Consider the following 20,007-nt stretch of genomic DNA (forward strand, 5'->3'; position numbering starts at 1 on the left):
CGCAAAATCACATCTGAGCCCCACGGCCTCCCGCGGGGAGCGGGGGCCGGTCGCCGCGGGCCGGTGGGGGCTGGTCGCGCCCACGCGGCGGTAGCCGCATATCGGCACTGCCCCGCGCCCCTTCCGGGGCGCGATACCGCACCGGACTTCGACAAGACCGCTCAGCGCTGGGCCGGGACCGAGTCGGAGCCCGGGCCCCGGCGCTGTTCGATCAGGGTGTCGCGGATCTGGGCCAGCAGCTCGATCTCGGTGGGTTCGTCGGGCTTGGTCTCCGCCGGGGTCCTCGCGGCCTGGCGGTCCTGCCAGCGCTTCATGGGCAGCAGCATCAGGAAGTAGACCACTGCCGCCGTGATCAGGAACGTCAGTGTGGCGCTGAGCACCGAGCCCCACTGGATGTAGACGCCCTTGGTGACCTCGCCCGTCGCGGCGTTCCGCGTGCAGGGGCCCTTGAGGCAGGACGCGTAGTGGTCGAGGTCCTTGGTGCCGAAGGCGCCCACGACGGGGTTGATGACGCCCTTCACCACAGAGTTCACGATGTTGGTGAACGCCGCTCCGATGACGACCGCGACCGCGAGGTCGATCACATTGCCCCGCATCAGGAAGGCCTTGAAACCTCCGAGGACTCCTGTCTTCTTATCGCTCCCGGAGCTCACCGAACAACCTCTCTCTGTACGTACCTATGCCGGAATGGCCGATTACATAACATACGAGAGAGTCTGGCTGGTCTGTCCAATCCGCAAACGCGCGCCCTGGTGCGTCGGCGGCGCCCGCGCCGCCCCACGCGCACTGGCGCGAACATCGGCACCCGGCGCCCCGGCGGGCTCCAGGGCGCGGGGAAGGGGCGGGAAATCGGGGTGGGGGCAGGGGCCGTGGGCATGGGGAACACCACCTGACGTGGGGAGCGGCAACGGACGCTCCCCACGATCCCGGCTCCGCGCCGATCCCGCTGGGCCCTGTGGACTACTCGCGGGTTGTGGACAACTCCGTCACCCCTGCGCGCCCCGCGCGTCCCCTACGGCAGCTCGATCCCCAGGTCCCATCCCTCGTGCGCCCGCGTGCACAGACAGTCCCGGTCCTCCGTCTTCGGCAGCGCGCCCACCGCGTCGAACAGCACCTCGCGCAGCCGGTCCACGTTCTCGCCGAAGACCCGCAGCACGTCCTCGTGTGAGACGCCCTCCCCGGCCTCCGCGCCCGCGTCCAGGTCCGTGACCAGCGCCATCGACGTGTAGCAGAGCCCCAGCTCCCGGGCGAGGACCGCCTCCGGGTGCCCGGTCATGCCGACCACCGACCAGCCCTGCGCCGCGTGCCAGCGCGACTCGGCACGGGTGGAGAAGCGCGGCCCCTCGATGACGACCATCGTCCCGCCGTCCACCGGCTCCCAGCCGCGCCCGCGCGCCGACCCGAGGGCCACCGAGCGTCCGGCGGGGCAGTAGGGGTCGGCGAAGGTCATGTGGACCACGTTGGGCACCGAGCCGTCGGGCAGCGGCTCCCCGTCGAAGAAGGTCTGGGCGCGGGACTTCGTACGGTCCACGAGCTGGTCCGGTACGAGCAGGGTGCCCGGTCCGTGCTCCGGGTGGAGACCGCCCACCGCGCACGGGCCCAGGACCTGCCGGACGCCGACCGAGCGCAGAGCCCAGAGGTTGGCCCGGTAGTTGATGCGGTGCGGGGGAGTGCGGTGCTCGCGGCCGTGGCGGGGCAGGAAGGCCACCTTCCGGCCCGCCAGCTCGCCGAGGAAGAGCGAGTCGCTCGGCGCCCCGTAGGGCGTCTCCACCGTGATCTCGGTCACGTCGTCGAGGAAGGAGTAGAACCCCGAGCCCCCGATGACCCCTATCTCCGCCGTGGTCGTCGCCGTGGTCGTCGCCGCGCTGCTGGTCTCAGGCATGCGCTCACCCTAACCGCCCCGTCCCCGCCCGCCGGGGAGTCGGCGAACGCCGCGGACCCCGCGAACGCCACGGAGCCCGCCGCCCCCGGATACAAGGGGGCGACGGGCTCCGTCGGAACGCGCGTGTGTCAGGCGGCCGAGCTGCTGCTCGTGGTGCTCGACGAAGAGCCGCTCGACGAGGAAGTGCTCGACGAGGAGGTGCTCGCGGTGCTCGAAGAGGACGACGAGGAGGACGACGTCGAGGACGTCGACTTCGACGCCGGGGTGCTGCTGGACGACGAGCCACGGCTGTCGTTCCGGTAGAAGCCCGAGCCCTTGAAGACGATGCCGACCGCCGAGAACACCTTCTTGAGGCGTCCGTCGCACTGCGGGCACACGGTCAGGGCGTCGTCGGTGAACTTCTGCACCGCCTCGAGGCCCTCGCCGCACTCGGTGCACTGGTACTGGTAAGTCGGCACTTGTTCCTCCTGGCACTCTCACTCATTGAGTGCTAACGACGCTCAATAGTGCAGTATTCCGGCCCGTCAGTCCACCGAAACGGGCTCACGGTGACCGACCCCACGTGCCACGACACCTGCCGCGACGACCGACTCGCCCTTCGGCGTCAGCGCCTTGCGCAGGCCCAGCAGGACCACCAGCGCCAGCGCCGTACCGCCCAGCGGCACCAGGAATCCGGTGCTCGCGCCGTGGGCGTCGATCAGCCGGCCGCCCACGGTGGCGCCGGCGGCCTGGCCCAGGCCGACCGCGCCGGTCAGCCAGGTGAAGGCCTCGGTCCGGGCGCTCGCCGGGACGAGCTTCTCGACCAGCGTGTAGCCGGTGATCAGCGAGGGCGCGATGCACAGGCCCACGAGCAGGCCCGCGGCGCCGAGCAGCGGCAGGGCGTGCGCGGCCCACAGCGGCGTGGTGGCCAGGACCAGCAGCGGGTAGGCGATCAGCAGTCGGCGCTGCGCGCTGGTCTTCCAGGCGACGGCGCCGCAGACGATGCCCGCGATCATGTTGCCGGCCGCGAACGTGCCGTACATCAGACCGTTGAGGCCGGGCTCGCCCAGCTCCTTGGTGAAGGCGGTCATCGAGACCTGCATGCCACCGAAGACCGTGCCGATGCCGAGCATGGTGATCGCCAGCACCCGGACACCGGGCACGGACAGCGCGGAGGCGCTCTTGGCGCTCCCGGCGGCCGGGCGGCCCGCGGCGGCGGGCTGCGTACGCCGCTGGGTGGCGAAGATCAGGCCGCCGATCAGCGTCAGGGCCGCCTCGGCGACCAGACCGGCCGCCGGGTGGACGCCGGTGCACAGCGCGGTGGCCAGCACCGGGCCGATCACGAACGTGAACTCGTCGGTGACCGACTCGAAGGCCGCGGCCGTGGGCATCAGCGGGGAGCCGTCCAGCTTGGCCGCCCAGCGGGCCCGGACCATCGGACCGATCTGCGGGGTCGACGCGCCGGCCGGCACGGCCGCCACGAGCAGCGCCCACAGGGGCGCGTGCGACAGCGCGAGCACCGTCAGCAGCGAGATCGTGGCGGCGTGCACGACGACACCGGGGATGAGCACGGTGGCCTGTCCGAAGCGGTCCGCGAGTTTGCCGCTCAGCGGGGCGAACAGGGCCATGGCCACGCCCGCCGTCGCCGAGACGGTGCCCGCGGTGCCGTACGAGCCGGTGGTGTCGTTGACCAGCAGCAGGATGCCGATCGTCAGCATCGCGAACGGCTGGCGTGCCAGGAACCCGGGGAGCAGGAACGACAGCGCGCCGCGCGTGCGCAGCAGGCTGCCGTACCCGGCACGGGCCTCGGCCCCGGTGGTGTCATTGACCGTGGCTGCCACGGTCCGGCCTTTCCGCCGCCTGGTAGCGCACGCCGGACGAACGGAAAACGCCGCACGGAGCGCGCCGAGAGCTGTCCTCTCGCGCAGGACCGTGGTAGATACCGATCCGGCCGCCTTTATGCGGCCACGGCCGCCGTGCGGTCGCGCCAGCTCTGCGTCAGGCAGAGATGGTTCGATGTTGTCGGGTCCTCGCGTGACGCCCTGAGGTCCTGGCGGACTCTCGATACGCACGCGAATAGTCCGAATAGCTTACTTAACCAACTTCTTCTTCACCAGCCCCTTCTTTGCCTTGCGCTTCGCCATCGCACTCTCCGGGGGCTGCGCGGGAGCGCCCAGCCAGCCCGCCAGCTTGCCGCCCTCGCCGACCGCCCGCAGCCGTCGCTCGGCCGCGTCACGCACCGGGTCGGTGGCCACGACCAGCAGCTCGTCGCCGTGGCGCAGGACGGTCGAGGGTCCCGGCACGAAGCTCGCGCCGTCCCGGACGACCAGGGTGACGGCGGCCCCGGCGGGCAGCCGCAGCTCGCTCACCTCCACGCCATGCATGCGCGAACCGTCGGGGACGGAGACCGACAGCAGATGCCCGCGCAGCCGCTCCAGCGGCGCCGACTCGATGCCCAGGTCCCGGGCCTCCTCGTCGTCGCCCAGCTTCAGCCGTCGTGCCAGCCAGGGCAGGGTCGGGCCCTGTATCAGTGTGTAGACGATCACCAGCACGAAGACGATGTTGAATATCCGGCGGCTGTCGGCGACCCCGGCGACCATGGGGATGGTCGCCAGCACGATGGGCACCGCGCCGCGCAGTCCCGCCCAGGACAGCAGCGCCTTCTCCTGCCAGGGCGTCCGGAAGGGCGCCGTGCTCAGGAACACGGACAGCGGTCGGGCCACCATCGTGAGCACCAGCCCCACCACCAGCGCGGGCAGGATGTCGCCGCCCAGCTCGTGCGGGGTGACCAGCAGGCCCAGCAGTACGAACATGCCGATCTGGGCGATCCAGCCCAGTCCCTCGGCGAAGCCGCGGGTGGCCGGCCAGTGCGGCAGCTTGGCGTTGCCGAGGATCAGGGCGGCGAGATAGACGGCCAGGAAGCCCGACCCGTGGGCGAGCGCGCCGGCCGCGTAGGCGGTGACGGCGATGGCCATCACGGCGATCGGGTAGAGACCGGAGGCGGGCAGCGCCACGTGCCGCAGCCCGTACGCGCCCGCCATGCCGATCAGCAGGCCGGCGGCGGCGCCGATGGCCAGCTCCAGCGCGATCTTGCCGAGCAGCAGATACCAGTGGTCGACCGGGCCGGCGGCCGAGAAGGCCACGACGAGGATGACGACGGGGGCGTCGTTGAAGCCGGACTCGGCCTCCAGGACACCCGTGAGCCGGCCGGGCAGGGGAACGTTCCGCAGGACGGAGAAGACGGCGGCCGCGTCCGTGGAGGACACCACGGCGCCGATGATCAGTGCCTGGCGCCATTCGACGCCGGCCAGGTAGTGCGCGGCGGCGGCCGTCACACCGACGCTGATCGCGACACCGAAGGTGGAGAGCACGGCGGCGGCGGGCAGCGCCGGCTTGATCTCGTGCCACTTCGTGCCGAGACCGCCCTCGGCGAGGATCACGACCAGCGCCGCGTAGCCGATGACCTGGGTGAGCCCGACGTCGTTGAAGGAGACGCCGATGCCGTCCTGGCCGATGGCGACACCCATGCCGAGATAGAGGAGCAGGCTGGGGAGCCCGCTGCGTGAGGAGATCCGGACCGCCGCCACCGCCACGAGCAGCACGAGCGAGCAGATCAACAGGAGTTCGTTGAGGTGGTGGACAGTCAGGGGCCGGTCCCTTCACGAGGTGTTCCACGGGCGTCGTCATACGGCGTCGGGGTGTTCACGATTCGGCCGAAACGTTCCTCCTGTCCTGGGGGCCGCGAGGGCGGGGGCAATCGGGGGATGCGTCCAGAGGAAGTTAATTTCCTCATCTAATATTTTACGGGTTCTTAACGCCTCTTCGGCACTCCGCACTGGCCGGATGTCGATCGGTACGGCACCGCGTCCGGGCGCCCCGCGCCCTGCGCCTATGGTTGCTTCCAGCATTCCCAGGACCATCTGCCCCTCAAAGGACAGCGATGCCCGCCAACAAGAACGGCCCCGGCAAAAAGAAGAAGGGGCGACGCGCCCGCCTGCTCGTGATCACCACCGTGCTGCTGCTCGTGGCGGGCGTCGCCTTCGGCGCGTACTGGAGCGTCAGCACCGTTCGCGCCTCCTTCCCCGAGACCGACGGCACCCTCCAGCTCAAGGGTCTGTCCGGTCAGGTGAAGGTCGTCCGCGACGACCACGGCATTCCCCAGATCTACGCCGGCAACGCCGAGGACCTCTTCCGCGCCCAGGGCTTCGTCCAGGCGCAGGACCGCTTCTGGGAGATGGACGTCCGCCGCCATCTGACGGCCGGACGGCTCTCCGAGATGTTCGGATCCGGCCAGGTGGAGACCGACGCCTTCCTGCGCACCATGGGCTGGCGCAAGGTCGCGCAGCAGGAGTACGACACCAAGCTGTCGGCGAGCACCAAGAAGTACCTCCAGGCGTACTCCGACGGCGTCAACGCCTATCTGAAGGACCACAAGGGCAAGTCGCTGTCCGTCGAGTACGCCGCCCTCGAGTTCGAGAACGACTACAAGCCCGAGGCCTGGACCCCGGTCGACTCCGTCGCCTGGCTCAAGGCGATGGCCTGGGACCTGCGCGGCAATATGAAGGACGAGATCGACCGCTCCCTCGCCTCCTCGCGGCTGACCCCCCAGCAGATCGACGACCTGTACCCGGCGTACCCGTACGACCGGAACAAGCCGATCGTCGAGGGCGGCACGGTCGACTCCGCCAAGACCTTCGACCCCAAGGGCGCCGCCACCGGCGGTGCCCAGTCCGCCGGTGCGCAGAACCCGGCCACGGCCGGGGGCGCGGGCGCGGCGAACGGCCTGCGCAGCAGCCTGGCCTCGCTGTCGAGCTCGCTGGAGAAGATCCCGGCGCTGCTCGGCCCCAGCGGCAACGGCATCGGCTCCAACTCGTGGGTCGTCTCCGGTCAGTACACGACCACCGGAAAGCCGCTGCTGGCCAACGACCCCCACCTCGCGCCGCAGATGCCCTCGCTCTGGTACCAGATGGGCCTCCACTGCACCACCACCGGCGAGCAGTGCCCGTTCGACGTGGCCGGCTACACCTTCGCGGGCATGCCCGGCGTGGTCATCGGCCACAACAAGGACATCGCCTGGGGCATGACCAATCTCGGCGCCGACGTCTCCGACCTCTATCTGGAGAAGGTCACCGCCGACAGCTACCTCTACGACGGCAAGCAGAAGCCCTTCGCCACCCGCAAGGAGACCATCAAGGTCGCGGGCGAGAAGAGCCGTGAGATCACCGTCCGCGAGACCAACAACGGCCCGATCGTCTCCGACCGCAACGACGAGCTCGTCAAGGTCGGCGGGAAGGCGCCCGTGCAGGACCCGGCGCCGGACCGCGCCGAGGGCTACGCCGTCGCGCTGCGCTGGACCGCGCTGGACCCGGGCAAGACGATGGACGCCATGTTCTCGCTGGACCGGGCGAGCGACTGGGCCTCCTTCCGCAAGGCGGCGGCCGACTTCGACGTCCCCTCGCAGAACCTGATCTACGCCGACACCAAGGGCAACATCGGCTACCAGGCCCCGGGCCGGATCCCCGTCCGCGGCAAGGCGGGCGGCGAGGCCAAGGGCGGTGAGACCGGCGAGACCCCGCAGAAGGGTCAGACCGGGACGAACGGCACTCCTCGGAGCGGCGCCACCGGCGAGCCGAAGACCGACGTCAACGGCGACGGCAAGATCGACGCCAAGGACGGCGCCAAGCCCGACGCGCAGGCCCCCGCGCCCGACGGCCGGCTGCCCGCTCCCGGCTGGGACCCGGCCTACCAGTGGACCGACTACGTGTCGCAGTCCGCGCTGCCGTACGACTTCAATCCCAAGCGCGGCTACATCGTCACCGCCAACCAGGCCGTCGCCGACAAGACCTACCCGTACCTCCTGACGCAGGACTGGGGCTACGGCGCCCGCAGCCAGCGGATAAACGACATGATCCAGTCGAAGATCAAGGACGGCGGGAAGATCTCGACGGAGGACATGCAGAAGATTCAGATGGACAACAGCAGCGAGATCGGCAAGCTGCTGACGCCCTACCTGCTCAAGATCGATGTCAAGGGTGCCAACGAGCGCGAGACGAAGTACGTCCGCGAGGCGCAGAACCTGCTGAAGGACTGGGACTACACCCAGGAGCCCGACTCGGCGGCCGCCGCGTACTTCAACGCGGTGTGGCGCAACACTCTCAAGCTCGCCTTCGGCAACAAGCTCCCCAAGGAGCTGCGGGTCAAGGGCCAGTGCCTGCGGGTGCGCCCGCCCAATGACTCCGGCCCGCAGGAGGACCTGGACGGCAACACCCGTCTGGTCCTCGAGTGCGGCGAGCGCGATTCCGACGCCGCGCAGCCCGACGGCGGCGACCGCTGGTTCGAGGTCGTCCGCAACATCCTGGACAAGCCCGACAACGCGTGGTGGAAGACCAACGGCACCCGCGCCAACCCGGGCGCCGCCGGTCGCGACCAGCTGCTGGCCCAGGCCATGATCGACGCCCGCATGGAGCTGACCTCCAAGCTCGGCAAGGACGTCACCCAGTGGAGCTGGGGCCGGCTGCACCAGCTGAACCTGAAGAACCAGACCCTCGGCAAGGAGGGCCCCGCCATCGTCCGGTGGATGCTCAACCGGGGCCCCTGGAACCTCGCGGGCGGCGAGGCGGCGGTCAACGCCGCCGGCTGGAACGCGGCGGGCGGCTACGACGTGGTCTGGGTGCCGTCCATGCGGATGGTCGTCAACCTCGCCGACCTCGACAAGTCCCGCTGGATCAACCTCACCGGCGCCTCCGGCCACGCCTACAACGCCCACTACTACGACCAGACGGACATGTGGGCCAAGGGCGAGCTCCTGCCGTGGGCCTTCAGTAAGGATGCCGTCGAGAAGAGCAAGGACGCGGTCCTGACGCTCAAGCCGTAAGCCCTCCCGGCGGGCCCGGGCCGGGGCCGCCGTCGGCCGGCACCGCCGGGATCCGCCGTCGTGGGTCCTCGCCGTCACGGCGGGGACTTCCACCGCGGTGGTGGGTACGGGCCGGTCCGGCGATGGGCTCGGCGTCAGCCGAAGCGGCGGACCCCGCCAGGGGTGATCACCGCGTGCACGGGGTGGTCGTGCGGTTCCTCCGGGACCCGCGCGACCACCTCGTTGTCGTAGAGGAGCACGACGCGGGCGGGGGCCGCCCCCGCGCGGTCCAGCCGGGCCAGCACCCGGTCGTAGGAGCCGCCGCCCCGCCCCAGCCGCAGCCCGCGCCCGTCCACGGCGAGCCCGGGCAGCAGTACCGCGTCGGCCCCGGTGACCGCGTCGGGGCCGAGCCGCTCCCCGTCGGGCTCCAGCAGGCCCCGGCCCGCCCGGACGAGATGGTCCGGGCCCCGGTAGAGCCCCCAGTCGAGATCGTTGTCCGGCAGCAGCACCGGCAGCAGCACCCGCACCCCTCGGTCACGCAGCGTGTCCAGCAGCGCGCGGGTGCCCGGCTCCCCGCCGACGGAGACGTACGCGGCCACCGTCCGCGCGTCCGCGAGCTCCGGCAGCTCCAGGGCGCGGCGGCCCAGTTCCGTCTCGTACGCGTGGATGTCATCCCTGGTCAACCCGGCTCTCACCGCCAGGAGGGCGCGTCGCAACGACGCCTTGCCGGGCTCGGGGATCTCTGCTGACGAACCCATGGTTTCGGCAATCTCCTGTCTGGGGTCATACTCGGCGGAGTCACATCTTCCGCTCAGTCTCAACGGTTAGTGTTCGGCCCATGACTCAATCGCGCCCTCGGATCAGCAAGGCTGTCATCCCTGCCGCCGGGCTCGGAACCCGTTTTCTCCCGGCCACCAAGGCCACGCCCAAGGAGATGCTGCCGGTCGTCGACAAGCCGGCCATCCAGTACGTGGTGGAAGAAGCGGTTCACGCGGGTTTGTCGGACGTCCTCATGATCACGGGCCGTAACAAGCGCCCCCTTGAGGACCACTTCGACCGCAATTACGAGCTGGAGGAGGCCCTGCGGCGCAAGGGCGACGAGTCCCGCCTCGCCAAGGTCCAGGAGTCCAGCGATCTCGCCACCATGCACTACGTGCGCCAGGGCGACCCCCGGGGCCTGGGTCACGCGGTGCTGTGCGCCGCCCCGCACGTGGGCGACGAGCCCTTCGCCGTGCTGCTCGGCGACGACCTGATCGACGCGCGCGACCCGCTGCTCTCGCGCATGGTCGACATCCAGCGCAGGCACGGCGGCAGCGTGATCGCGCTGATGGAGGTCGACCCCGCGCAGATCGGGCTCTACGGCTGCGCGGCCGTCAAGCCCACCGACATCGAGGACGTCGTCGAGGTCACCGGCCTGATCGAGAAGCCCGGCCCCGGCGAGGCGCCCAGCAACTACGCGGTGATCGGCCGCTATGTCCTCGACCCGGCCGTCTTCGACGTGCTGCGCGAGACCGAGCCCGGCCGGGGCGGCGAGATCCAGCTCACCGACGCCCTCCAGGCCCTGGCCGCCGCGCCCGGCCTCGGCGGGCCCGTGCACGGCGTCGTCTTCAAGGGACGCCGCTACGACACCGGCGACCGCGGTGACTATCTGCGTGCCATTGTCAGACTGGCATGCGAACGCGAGGATCTGGGACCGGACTTCCGGGCCTGGCTCCGGAGTTATGTCACCGAGGAGATGTAGCGACTTGAGCAGTGTGACGGACGGGTCGGCCGCCGGAGGGGACCGCATCTGGTCGGTGGACGAGCACCTCGACGACATCCTCGGGAAGATCCGCCCGTTGGAGCCGATCGAGCTGCAACTCCTGGACGCGCAGGGCTGTGTGCTGGTGGAGGACGTCGTCGTCCCCGCCGCCCTGCCCCCCTTCGACAACAGTTCCATGGACGGCTACGCCGTCCGCACCGCCGACGTCGCGGGGGCGAGCGAGGAGTTCCCCGCCGTGCTCACCGTCGTCGGCGACATCGCGGCGGGCAGCGCCGAGCTGCCCGCCGTGGGCCCCGGCGAGGCCGTACGGATCATGACGGGCGCCCCGCTGCCGCCCGGCGCCGAGGCCGTCGTGCCCGTGGAGTGGACCGACGGCGAGACCGGCGAGGGCCCGGCCGAGACGATGGCCGCCGCCGGACCCGAGGGCTCCCCGGTGGAGGACGACGGCTTCGGCGAGGTCCGCGTCCACCGTCCCGTCGCCGCCCGCGCCCACATCCGCGACCGCGGCAGCGACGTCGCCGCGGGCGAGATCGCCGTGCGGGCCGGTACGGTCCTCGGCCCCGCCCAGCTCGGGCTGCTGGCCGCCGTCGGCCGCGCCACCGTGAGCGTACGGCCCCGCCCCCGCGTCGTCGTGCTCTCCACCGGCAGCGAGCTCGTGCCGCCCGGCGAGCCCCTGGGCGAGGGCCGCATCCACGACTCCAACAGCTTCATGCTCACCGCCTGCGCCCGGGACGCCGGAGCCCTCGCCTACCGCGTCGGCGCCGTGGACGACGACCCCGTGGTCTTCCGCGCCACCCTGGAGGACCAGCTCGTGCGCGCCGACGCCGTCGTCACCAGCGGCGGCGTCAGCGTCGGCGCGTACGACGTGGTCAAGGAGGCCCTGACCGGGCTGACCGCCGAGGAGGGCCGGGTCTCCTTCCGGCGGCTGGCCATGCAGCCCGGCAAGCCCCAGGGCTTCGGCCGCGTCGGCCCCGACCGCGTCCCCCTGTTCGCGCTGCCGGGCAACCCCGTCAGCTCGTACGTCTCCTTCGAGCTCTTCGTCCGGCCCGCGCTGCGCGCCCTGATGGGCCTCCCGCCCGGCGACCGCGAGACGGTACGGGCGGTGTGCGTGGACGGGGTGAAGTCCTCCCCGGCGGGCAGGCGGCAGTTCCTGCGCGGCCGTTACGCGGACGGCGAGGTCACCCCGGTCGGCGGGGCGGGCTCCCATCTGGTCAAGGCCCTCGCCGACGCCGACGCCCTGATCGTCGTCCCCGAGGACACCACGTCCGTGGACCCGGGCGCCGAGGTCGAGGTCGTCCTCCTCGGCTGACGTCCTTCCCGGACGGTCCGCGCTCCCTCCGGGTACGGTGGCTGCCCACAGGGACCGGACCGGGAGAACGATGAGCAGCGGCCAGGAGCACCTCACCCATCTCGACGCCACGGGCGCGGCCCGCATGGTCGACGTCTCGGCCAAGGAGGTCACCGCGCGCACCGCGAGGGCGAGTGGCCGGGTGCTGGTCTCGCCGCGCGTCGTGGAACTGCTGAGGGGCGAGGGGCTGCCCAAGGGCGACGCCCTCGCCACCGCCCGGATCGCCGGGATCATGGGCGCCAAGCGGACGCCCGAACTGATCCCCCTCTGCCACCCGCTCGCCCTCTCCGGGGTCACGGTCGACCTGACCGTCACCGACGAGGCCGTCGAGATCCTCGCGAGCGTGCGGACCACGGACCGCACGGGCGTGGAGATGGAGGCGATGACGGCTGTGGCCGTCGCGGGGCTGACCGTGGTCGACATGGTCAAGGCCGTCGACAAGGCGGCGGTCCTCACGGACATCCGCGTCGAGGAGAAGACGGGCGGCAAGTCCGGCCCGTACGTCCGGCAGGAGGCCGGCGCGTGACGGCCGGGCGGGCGGCGGGCCCGGCACCGGCGGCCGGGGACGGCGGCCGGGCCCCCGGCACCGGCCCGGACGCGACGGGCGCCGCCGCGTCCTACCGCGCCCTGGTGGTCACCGCCTCCAACCGGGCCTCGGCCGGCGTCTACGAGGACCGGGGCGGGCCCCTCCTCGCGGCCGGGCTGACGTCCATGGGCTTCGCCGTCGACGGGCCCCTGGTCGTGCCCGACGGCGAGCCCGTCGAGCAGGCCCTGCGCGCGGGCGTGGCCGCCGGGTACGACGTCATCGTCACCACCGGCGGCACCGGGATCTCCCCCACCGACCGCACCCCCGAGGCCACCCGCCGCGTCCTGGACCACGAGGTCCCCGGCATCCCCGAGGCCATCCGGGCCGAGGGCCTGGCGAAGGTGCCCACGGCCGCGCTCTCCCGGGGCCTGGCCGGAGTGGCCGGACGGACACTGATCGTCAATCTGCCCGGGTCCACGGGCGGCGTACGCGACGGGCTGGCCGTCCTGGAGCGGCTGCTCCGGCACGCGGTGGACCAGCTCCACGGCGGCGACCACCCGAGAAACCCCGCAGTCGCCCCATGAACATCTGGCCGGTCGAGCTGGCGGACGGCGATGTCGCCCTGCGCCCCATAAAACTGCGCGACCAGCGCGCCTGGCGCGAGGTCAACCGGCGCAACCGTGACTGGTTGCGCCCCTGGGAGGCCACCGTGCCCCCGCCGCCGCCCGGCGGGCCCGTCGCCCAGCGCCCCACCTACCGGCAGATGGTCCGCCATCTGAAGGCCGAGGCGCACGCCGGGCGGATGCTGCCGTTCGTGATCGAGTACCGCGGTCAGCTCGTCGGCCAGCTGACCGTGGCCGGGATCACCTGGGGCTCGATGTGCTCGGCCCACATCGGCTACTGGGTGGACGAGGCCGTCGCCGGCCGGGGCGTGATGCCCACGGCCGTGGCGCTGGTGGTGGACCACTGCTTCCACGCGGTCGGGCTGCACCGGGTGGAGGTGTGCATCCGGCCGGAGAATCTGCCCAGCCGCCGGGTGGTGGAGAAACTGGGATTCCGCGAGGAGGGCCTACGCCCCCGCTATCTCCACATCGACGGCGCCTGGCGCGACCACCTGGTCTACGCGCTGACCGCCGAGGAGCTCCCCGAGGGGCTGCTCGCCCGCTGGCACCGGTCCCGGCCGAGGGGCGGGACGGGCGCGGGGACCGGACTCTCCCCGGAAATAAAATAAACGTTCGAATTGACCGGTCAATTGACGGTATTCGTAGGGTTCCGATCTCAACAATCACAAAAAAAGTTCGAGATATCAGCCGGATCGTGCGACACACCGCGCCAATTGGCGGAATCATCTGCGCACACCCCTCTACCGTGTGAAGGGTGAGCAGCAGCGGCCTGATCTACGCAGTCATCGTCGGGGCCTGGGCCGCCTACTTGGTGCCGATGTGGCTCCGTAGGCAGGACGAGCTCAATGAAGCCCGTCCGACGGAACGCTTCAGCACGGCCATCCGGTTGCTGTCCGGACGGGCGGGCATGGAGCGCCGTTACGCCAAGGACCTGGAGGGGCGTGCCCCCGCCGAGGCGGCGGCCCCCGGGGAAGCCGGGGAGCCGGAGCCCCGGGCGCCCGAGCCGGACGCGGCGACCGAAATGGTCGACGTCCGGTCCTTCGGCGCGCCCGCGTCCGGCCGGCCGGACGCGGCGCAGGCGCCCCCGGCGGCCCAGCCCCAGACCCCGGCACCGGCCCCGTCGGCGTCCCCGTCGCCATCGGTCGCGGCCGCCCAGGCCGGCGCCCTGACGGCGGCCGAGCGTGCCCGGCGTTCCAAGGTGCTGGCCCGCCGCCGCCGGACCACGGTGCTGCTCTTCCTCGCCTTCACCCTGGGCGCGGTCGTCGCGGGCGTCGGCGGCCTCTCCCTCCTGTGGGTGCCGGGCGTCCCGGCCGTGCTGCTGAGCGCGTACATCTGCTACCTGCGCATCCACGAGCGCCGCCGTTTCGCCTTCACCATGGACCAGCGCCGCGCCGAACTGGCCGCCCAGCGCCTCCGCGAGGGTCGTGCGCGCTCCCACTCCGCGCCCCCCGAGGACGGCTCCGGCGACGCTGACACCGTTGTCCACCACGCGGCGCCCCCGGCGATGGGCGGCGCGGCCGCCGCGCGCAGCGCGGGCCGGCGCGCCCTGGTCGAGCAGACCGACCACGCCGAGTGGGTCGACCAGCAGCGCGAGCGGGACCAGGGCGAGGGCTGGGAGCCCGTGCCCGTCCCGCTGCCCACCTATGTCTCCGCGCCGGTGGCCCCCCGGGCGACCGGCGGCGGCGCGGCGGACACCTGGAGCTCGGCCCGCTCCAGCACCGCCGAGCCGGCCGACGCCCACCGGCCGCCCGCCGAGGACCGCCGGGGGACCCGCCCCCGCCGTCCCCGTCGCGAACGCGGGCACACCCCGCTGTTCGACCAGTACGCCGACGAGGGCCGCCCCCGCGCCGCCAACGAGTGACGCCGGGGGCCGCTCCCCGCGCTGACCAGCGGAGGCGGTGGGGAGCGGATTTCCGGGCAGTGCGATGGGGGTGCTAGAGTTTCACTCGTTGCAAGGGCCTGTGGCGCAGTCCGGTAGCGCACCTCGTTCGCATCGAGGGGGTCAGGGGTTCGAATCCCCTCAGGTCCACAACAGAAGGTTCCCGAAGCGGAATGGGAGCCAACGGGAGATCCCGTCCGATCGTCAGATCGGGCGGGATCTTCTCGTTTTCGCGACAAGAGTCCCGCTCCGAGAACGGAGCGGGACTTTTCGCGTTCCGCCCGTCCCGAGGGCCGAAGGGCGACCTCCGAGTGACCGGAGGGAGGGCTACCAATGTGGGGTGATCACATACATTCCCCATCAGATCGTCCGATATCGATCAGATGGAGGTACGGCAATGACTGGTGTGTCCCGCAGACGATTCGTCCAGGGCGCGGCCGTGACGGGTGGGGCGGCGGTGGCCGGGTCCGTGTTGGGCCAGACGGTGGCCGAGGCCGTGCGCATACCCGGCGGCGGTGTCGCGGAGAACGCGGCGCTCAGCGTGACGAAGGGGGATCCGCGATATCCGAGCCTGGTGTCGGGGGTGAATCTGCGTTGGGTGGGCACCCCCGATGCCGTGCGGGTTGTGGGGTCCGCCGACCAGGTGGCGCAGGTGGTGCAGGAGGCCGTGGACAGGGGGCAGCCGGTCGCCGTGCGCAGCGGTGGGCACTGCTACGAGGACTTCGTCACCCGGCCCGAGGTGCGGGTGGTCATCGACATGTCGGGCATGTCGTCGGTGACGTACGACCGGGACCGGCGGGCGTTCGCCGTGGAGCCGGGGGCGACGCTGGGCACCGTCTACCGGGCGCTGTTCAAGGGTTGGGGCGTGACCCTGCCCGGTGGCACCTGCCCCACGGTGGGCGCGGGCGGGCATGTGGCGGGTGGTGGCTACGGTCCGCTGGGACGGTTGCACGGGCTGATCGTCGACCATCTGTACGCGGTCGAGGTCGTCGTGGTGGACGAGGCCGGCAAGGCGAAGAAGGTGGTGGCCACCCGGGAGCCGGACGACCCCAACCGTGAGCTGTGGTGGGCGCACACGGGGGCCGGCGGCGGCAACTTCGGTGTCATCACCTGCTACTGGTTCCGCTCGCCCGGCGCGACCGGCACCGAGCCCTCGGCCCTGCTGCCCAAGCCGCCCGCCGAGCTGCTGGTCGCCGAGGTCACCTGGTCGTGGGAGGGGATGACGGAGGCGGCCTTCACCCGCCTGCTGAAGAACTTCAGCCAGTGGCACGAGAAGAACTCCGCGCCGGGCACCCCGTACGCGTCGCTGTTCAGCCACCTGACGCCGCAGCACCGCTCGGCCGGGTCGTTCTCGATGAACACCCAGATCGATGCCTCCGTCCCGGACGCGGACAAGCTGCTCGACGCCTTCCTGGCCGCGGTCAACGAGGGCACTGGGCTGACGTACCGGGTCGGCGACCGCAAGAGGGTGCCGTGGCTGTACGTCGTGACCCAGTGGGCCGGCTGGGTGGGCGGGACCACGGCCCGCTGGAAGGCCAAGTCGGCCTACCTGCGCAAGGCGTTCCCCGACACGCAGCTCAAGGCGTTCTACAAGCACCTGACACGCACCGACTACGACAACCCGGGCGGTTTGGTCGTCCTCTCCAGCTACGGCGGCCGCATCAACCAGGTGGCCCCGGGCGACACGGCCGTCGCGCAGCGGGACTCGATCGTCAAGCTGCTGTACGTGAGCCTGTGGAACGAGGCGTCGGAGGACGCCAAGCACCTCGCCTGGATCCGGGAGTTCTACCGCGACGTCTACGCGGCGACCGGCGGTGTACCGCGCCCCGGCGGGGTCGACGACGGCGCGTTCATCAACTACGTGGACGCCGACATGGCCGACCCGGCGATCAACGCCTCGGGCGTGCCGTGGCACCAGCTGTACTTCAAGGACAACTACAGCCGGTTGCAGGCGGTCAAGGCCAAGTGGGACCCGAAGAACCACTTCACCCACTCGATGGCCATCCGTAAGCCTTGACGCACGGCCCGTAGGGGCGCCCGCGCGAGCGGGCGCCCCTACGGGGGTGGGATCCGGCGAAGGACGGCTCAAATGCCGATCCCGCAGCCACCGGTGGCGTCGACGATCTGGCCGGTGATCCAGCCGGCGTCGGCGGAGGCCAGGAAGCCGACGATGCCCGAGACGTCCCCGGTCTGCCCGACGCGGTCGAAGACCGAGAAGCCCGCGATGACCTTGCGGGTCTCCGGGTCGGCCAGGTAGGGGGCGAGGTCGGTCTCGATGATGCCCGGCGTCACGGCGTTGACGGTGATGTTCCGCGAGCCGAGGGCCTGGGCGAGGGTGAGCGTCAGGGTGTTCAGGGCGCCCTTGGCCATGGCGTAGGCCGTCATCGGCGGGTAGGCGACGCGGGTGACGCCGGAGGAGACGTTGATGATCCGGCCGCCGTCGCGCAGCCGCTCCAGGCCGTGCTTGATGATGAAGAACGGCGCCTTGGCGTTCACCGCGAAGACCCGGTCGTAGCCCTCCTCGTCGACGTCGGCGATGCCGCCCTCGACCAGGATCCCGGCGTTGTTGACCAGGATGTCCAGGCCCGGCCGGTCGGAGAACTCCCCGATCCGCTCGTCGAAGGCCGCCCACAGGGCCTCGGCGTCGCCGGGCTCGCCCAGGACCGCGCCGAGGGGGAACGCCCGTCCGCCGGCCGCCTCGATGGCGGTCACGGTCTCCTTGGCGGCGGCCTCGTTCGAGCCGTAGTGGACGGCGACGAGCGCTCCGTCCGCCGCCAGTCGCTCGGCGACGGCCCGTCCGATGCCCCGGCTGGCGCCGGTCACCAGTGCCGTCTTGCCGCTGAGCCCGCTCATGTTTCCTTCTCTCTTTCGTCGTTCGCTTCGGACGGTGTCGGTCACGGGGACGGGATCAGGCGGCGGCGTGCTCGCGCACCAGGCGCGTGATCTCGTCGGCGACGGTCCCGGGCACCTCTTCCGGCTGCCAGTGCGAGGCGTCCTTCAGGGTCACGAGCCGGTAGGGCCCGGTGACGTGCTCGGCGGTCCTCTCGGCGGCCAGGGTGCTGACCGAGGGGTCCGCCTCGCTCCAGATGAACGTCGTCGGCACGGGGACGACGCCGGTGGGCTCGCTGTCGTCGAAGAGGGTGCCGACGCGGTACCAGTTGAGGGCCGCGTCCAGGGCGCCCGGCCGGGTGTGGACGGCCATGTAGCGGTCGATCTGCTCGTCGGTGAGCACGGTGTCGACCACGTGGTACCACTCGCGCAGCTCGGTGGCGCCGTTCGCCAGCATGGCCTCCGCCCGCCCCGGCGCGGTGAGGAAGTCCACGTACTCCGAGCTCTTCCGCTGTTCCGGGTCGTTGCGGAAGGCGTGCTGGTAGGCGTCGAGGTGCGGGAAGGCCACCGCGGTCAGGGTGCGGACGCGGCCGGAGTGGCGGGCGGCCAGGTGCCAGGCGACGATCGCCCCCCAGTCGTGGCCGACGACGTGGGCCGACTCCAGGCCCAGGGCGTCGAGGACGCCGAGCGCGTCCCCGGCGATCTTCGGCAGGGTGTAGTCGGCCACGTCGCCGGGGCGCGCCCCGGGGGAGTAGCCGCGCTGGTCGAACGCGATGGTTCGCAGCCCGGCCGCGTTGAGCAGCGGTACGACGTCCAGCCAGGACTGCCGGCTCTGCGGGAAGCCGTGCAGGAGCAGGACCGGCGGGCCGTCCTGGGGGCCGCTGACATCGGCGTCGAAGGTGAGGCCGTCGACGGAGATCTGCATGGTGTTCCTGTCTTTCGGGTGGGGATCCGGGGGGGAGCGGAGGATCGCGGGGTCAGTCGCCGGTGGTCCGCCGCTCGTGGCGGTCCAGGGCCTCCAGGACGGCCGGGCTCGCCAGGGCCTCCGGCGCGTCGACGAGGCCGATCACACGCATGAGCGCGCCGGAGACCTCCTCGTCGTGCGCCGCGGCGGCCTGGACCCGGGCCAGGTGGGCGTGACCGGCCAGGACCTCCTCCGTGCGCTCGCCCTCGACTTCCGGGAAGCCCAGGTCGCCGCTGATGGCCATGGACCAGGCGCCCTCGACGGCGTCGGCGGCCAGGGCCCGGAAGTACGCGAGCGGGTCCGGTCCGGTGTCGCGGCGCAGGTGCTCGCGCAGGGAGAGCGCCTGGAGGGCGGAGACGGTCATGCCCTGCGCGTAGGAGGGGTTGAAGCTGCACACGGCGTCGCCCAGGACCAGCAGGCCTTCGGGGAGGCTGGGCATGCGCTCGTAGTGGCGGCGCAGGTTGGCCGGGAAGCGGTAGGCCACCAGCTCGTCCAGCGGCTCCGCCTCGGTCAGCGCCTCGTGGACGCCGGGCACGGACAGCGACTTGACGAAGGCGAGGAAGCCCTCGTCGTCGGTGGGCGGGTGGTCGCCGAGAATGCCGTAGGCGGTCACCACGCTGCGGTCCCCGTCGACCGCGCTGACGATCACGCCGCGCGGCCGGTCCGGCGAGGCGACGGCGTTGACGGCCATGTCGCCGTCGAACGGCTCGCCCCGCAGCCGGTAGTGCCGGGTGGTGTAGCCCAGGCCGATGCGGTGCCGGGACTCCTCGACGCGCGGGTAGCCGAGCTCCTCGAGCCAGGCGGGGGTGCGCGAGCCACGGCCGGTGGCGTCGACGACCAGGTCGCCCTCGACGAGTTCCTCGGTACTGTCCTCCGCCTGTCGCAGCACCCACGCGCCGGTGATCCGGCCGCGGTCGGGGGCGGCCTGGAGGCGCAGGATGTCGCAGGTCTCCAGGAAGGCGACGTTGGGCAGCGCCTGGACGCGGGCGCGGACGTGCCGTTCCAGGAAGGGCCTACGGGAGGTGAGGGCGACGAGGCCGGTGGCCGCGGGCCGCAGCCGCTCGCCGTTCATGTACCAGCGCACGTCCTTGCCGACGTCGCCGCGGGCGCCGCCGTTCGCGGCCAGCTCGTCGGTGAGGCCCGGGAACAGCTCCTCGATGATCTGCTGGCCGCGGGAGAGCAGGCCGTGCACGTGCCGGCCCTGTGGTACGCCGCGCCGGGTGCCGGTCACGCCGGTCAGCTCGTCGCGGTCGATCACCAGGACGTTCTCGTAGGACTCGGACAGGACGCGGGCGGCGAACAGGCCCGCCATGCTCCCGCCGAGCACGATGGCACGTCTTCCCCGTTGGTTGTTCATTGTGG

At 71.8% G+C, this 20,007-nt stretch carries 17 protein-coding genes and 1 tRNA gene; 9 read left to right on the plus strand and 9 right to left on the minus strand.

Translation table 11 applies throughout. The features are described from left to right. Positions 1-161: 161 nt before the first annotated feature. The 5 genes from AB0E98_RS25055 to AB0E98_RS25075 form a co-directional block, all read right to left on the minus strand. Entirely contained in the window at positions 162-596 is a 435-nt protein-coding gene (locus tag AB0E98_RS25055) for an MscL family protein (protein ID WP_361706849.1), read from the minus strand. A gap of 416 nt (positions 597-1,012) precedes the next feature. After that, positions 1,013-1,882 carry an S-methyl-5'-thioadenosine phosphorylase gene (locus tag AB0E98_RS25060; protein ID WP_361706481.1) on the minus strand — a complete coding sequence of 290 codons (870 nt, stop codon included), beginning with the start codon at positions 1,880-1,882 and terminating at the stop codon, positions 1,013-1,015. 128 nt (positions 1,883-2,010) lie between these two features. Then, positions 2,011-2,340 carry an FmdB family zinc ribbon protein gene (locus AB0E98_RS25065; RefSeq protein WP_361706484.1) on the minus strand — a complete coding sequence of 110 codons (330 nt, stop codon included), beginning with the start codon at positions 2,338-2,340 and terminating at the stop codon, positions 2,011-2,013. 66 nt (positions 2,341-2,406) lie between these two features. Continuing rightward, the gene (locus AB0E98_RS25070; RefSeq protein WP_361706486.1) at positions 2,407-3,702 is read right to left on the minus strand and encodes an MFS transporter; all 1,296 of its coding nucleotides are present in this window, start codon (positions 3,700-3,702) and stop codon (positions 2,407-2,409) included. Between the two features lie 249 nt (positions 3,703-3,951). Next, on the minus strand, positions 3,952-5,478 hold the full coding sequence (locus tag AB0E98_RS25075) for a potassium/proton antiporter (RefSeq protein ID WP_361706488.1): 1,527 nt from the start codon (positions 5,476-5,478) through the stop codon (positions 3,952-3,954). Between the two features lie 323 nt (positions 5,479-5,801). On the opposite strand from AB0E98_RS25075, the gene AB0E98_RS25080 reads away from it, so the two are divergent. After that, positions 5,802-8,735 carry a penicillin acylase family protein gene (locus AB0E98_RS25080; RefSeq protein WP_361706491.1) on the plus strand — a complete coding sequence of 978 codons (2,934 nt, stop codon included), beginning with the start codon at positions 5,802-5,804 and terminating at the stop codon, positions 8,733-8,735. Between the two features lie 134 nt (positions 8,736-8,869). Here AB0E98_RS25080 and AB0E98_RS25085 read toward each other — a convergent pair whose 3' ends face one another. Then, complete coding sequence (locus AB0E98_RS25085; protein ID WP_361706492.1) at positions 8,870-9,472, minus strand: 5-formyltetrahydrofolate cyclo-ligase; 603 nt, start codon at positions 9,470-9,472, stop codon at positions 8,870-8,872. A gap of 80 nt (positions 9,473-9,552) precedes the next feature. Between AB0E98_RS25085 and galU the strand changes: the two genes are divergently transcribed. The 8 genes from galU to AB0E98_RS25125 all read left to right on the plus strand — a co-directional run bounded on the left by galU (position 9,553) and on the right by AB0E98_RS25125 (position 16,869). Further along, the gene (gene galU / locus AB0E98_RS25090; RefSeq protein ID WP_361706495.1) at positions 9,553-10,455 is read left to right on the plus strand and encodes a UTP--glucose-1-phosphate uridylyltransferase GalU; all 903 of its coding nucleotides are present in this window, start codon (positions 9,553-9,555) and stop codon (positions 10,453-10,455) included. Between the two features lie 13 nt (positions 10,456-10,468). Then, positions 10,469-11,785: a gephyrin-like molybdotransferase Glp gene (gene glp / locus AB0E98_RS25095; protein ID WP_361706852.1), complete on the plus strand. Its 1,317-nt coding sequence runs from the start codon at positions 10,469-10,471 to the stop codon at positions 11,783-11,785. Between the two features lie 70 nt (positions 11,786-11,855). Further along, positions 11,856-12,350 carry a cyclic pyranopterin monophosphate synthase MoaC gene (gene moaC, locus AB0E98_RS25100; RefSeq protein ID WP_361706497.1) on the plus strand — a complete coding sequence of 165 codons (495 nt, stop codon included), beginning with the start codon at positions 11,856-11,858 and terminating at the stop codon, positions 12,348-12,350. Between the two features lie 101 nt (positions 12,351-12,451). Next, positions 12,452-12,934, plus strand: a complete 483-nt coding sequence (locus tag AB0E98_RS25105) for a MogA/MoaB family molybdenum cofactor biosynthesis protein (RefSeq protein WP_361706854.1) — start codon at positions 12,452-12,454, stop codon at positions 12,932-12,934. Then, entirely contained in the window at positions 12,931-13,581 is a 651-nt protein-coding gene (locus AB0E98_RS25110; protein ID WP_361706498.1) for a GNAT family protein, read from the plus strand. Before AB0E98_RS25105 ends, AB0E98_RS25110 begins: the two co-directional genes overlap by 4 nt. A 146-nt stretch (positions 13,582-13,727) precedes the next feature. Beyond that, positions 13,728-14,834 (plus strand): gephyrin-like molybdotransferase receptor GlpR, encoded by a 1,107-nt coding sequence (gene glpR, locus AB0E98_RS25115; RefSeq protein WP_361706500.1) that lies wholly within the window; start codon positions 13,728-13,730, stop codon positions 14,832-14,834. Between the two features lie 94 nt (positions 14,835-14,928). Continuing rightward, positions 14,929-15,002 (plus strand) — tRNA-Ala (locus AB0E98_RS25120). Positions 15,003-15,249: 247 nt separating this feature from the next. Then, on the plus strand, positions 15,250-16,869 hold the full coding sequence (locus AB0E98_RS25125; protein ID WP_361706503.1) for an FAD-binding oxidoreductase: 1,620 nt from the start codon (positions 15,250-15,252) through the stop codon (positions 16,867-16,869). A 68-nt stretch (positions 16,870-16,937) separates the two neighbouring features. On the opposite strand, the gene AB0E98_RS25130 is transcribed toward AB0E98_RS25125, so the two are convergent. From AB0E98_RS25130 to AB0E98_RS25140, 3 genes are read right to left on the minus strand one after another with little or no spacing between them, the layout of a single operon-like run. Then, positions 16,938-17,705 carry an SDR family oxidoreductase gene (locus tag AB0E98_RS25130; RefSeq protein ID WP_361706505.1) on the minus strand — a complete coding sequence of 256 codons (768 nt, stop codon included), beginning with the start codon at positions 17,703-17,705 and terminating at the stop codon, positions 16,938-16,940. A gap of 55 nt (positions 17,706-17,760) precedes the next feature. After that, complete coding sequence (locus AB0E98_RS25135) at positions 17,761-18,606, minus strand: alpha/beta hydrolase (protein ID WP_361706507.1); 846 nt, start codon at positions 18,604-18,606, stop codon at positions 17,761-17,763. A 52-nt stretch (positions 18,607-18,658) separates the two neighbouring features. Continuing rightward, a complete protein-coding gene (locus AB0E98_RS25140) occupies positions 18,659-20,002 on the minus strand; it encodes an FAD-binding monooxygenase (RefSeq protein WP_361706509.1) in 1,344 nt (447 codons plus the stop codon). Between the last annotated feature and the right edge of the window lie 5 nt (positions 20,003-20,007).

This window comes from Streptomyces sp. NPDC037389, from assembly GCF_040636475.1.
Taxonomy (GTDB): Bacteria; Actinomycetota; Actinomycetes; order Streptomycetales; family Streptomycetaceae; genus Streptomyces; species Streptomyces hesseae.